Origin of the sequence: Bradyrhizobium sp. SBR1B (genome assembly GCF_014198205.1) — a bacterium.
In the GTDB taxonomy this organism is placed as follows: Bacteria; Pseudomonadota; Alphaproteobacteria; order Rhizobiales; family Xanthobacteraceae; genus Bradyrhizobium.
Genome location: NZ_JACIHC010000081.1, coordinates 1 through 1,181 on the forward strand (window position 1 = coordinate 1; position 1,181 = coordinate 1,181).

At 58.9% G+C, this 1,181-nt stretch carries 1 pseudogene; it reads right to left on the reverse strand.

The window, feature by feature from the left end:
* Positions 1-1,181, reverse strand: a pseudogene (locus GGD61_RS40165) (hypothetical protein); the annotation flags it as partial.

Below are 1,181 nucleotides of genomic sequence, written 5' to 3' on the forward strand. Positions count from 1 at the left end.
CCTTCGATCGAAAAGTGGGGAATGTTTCTGACACCCTCCGGTATCGCAACTTCTTTGCAGACCTCGCGCACGCGCTGGGTGAGCTGCTCCATCTTACGGGGATCCGGTGCATCGCCTCTGCGCTGTCGCTGGAGTTCCTTGTACGTGTCGTGATTGGCAATTTTGGCCTTGTAGCTGCCCGGCGTATGGAACTCCGCCTCGAATCGGTAGCCATCCGGCGTGGCGAGCACAGTCTTCATGCCGACAAACGTCGGAGCGCTCATCCTGAACCAGTTGGTTGTGCTGATTTCGGCGTAGCCTTGCTCCTCAAACGACAGAATGGCTTTCCGGAAGGCCTTCGCAAAATCCTTATCGGGCACTTCGAAGACATGGCGCACGGCGTTGCTGATCAGCAGTGAGGCGCCTTCGGGGGCATCATTCACCTCCATGAGTTGGTCTCTGAGGGAGCTTTCCGATCTTAACCGACGGTCGAGATGGGGCATCTTCACATCGATGCCCAACAGCTCAAGGTCCTTGGCAACCTGACGTGCTGCTACAGTGATCTCCTTCTCTTCGGCTGCGGCGCGCGCGACCTCGATTTGGGCGCGCTCTGAAGCCTGCTCGCGAGTTAGCGTCAACGTGATGGCAGAAGCCTCGGCAGGCTGTCGGCCAAAGCCAGGCAGAATCCCTTTCTCCGCAGCAAGATGAATAGAGGCCTCCATGATTGAAGCCGCCAATGTGGGATTGTCCTTCAGATCCTCCAGGGTCGTGTCGACATTGAACCGTCCGTGGTTGAGGGTCGCCGCCATGCTCTTGACATAGGGCACGGACTTCAGGCCTGGCGTCTGCTGCAGGAGCCCCTGGAGCCATTCGCTTTTCTTCATGAAGAGCTGGACACTCGTGTCGGACTTGAAGGCGTCCGTTCCGACCTTGATCCCGAGGCTCAGAAGATTGCTCGCGCTTTGCACGAGGTCATCCGCAATGTAGCCATCCGGCCGCGGAGTGATGCGCGGAGGATAGTGGTCGAGCAAGGACTGGATGCGGTCGCGTGGGTGAGCGGCTGCCGGATAAGTCTCCGCCAGGCTTGGGAAAAGCTCCGCAAGCGCTGGGCTCACAGTCAGTTTGGTGTCGCTCACGCTTTCGGATGTTTCGGGCAGCATCTGCTCAGCTGTGCTCGCTGCCCACGCCTCGAGGTCGTTGAC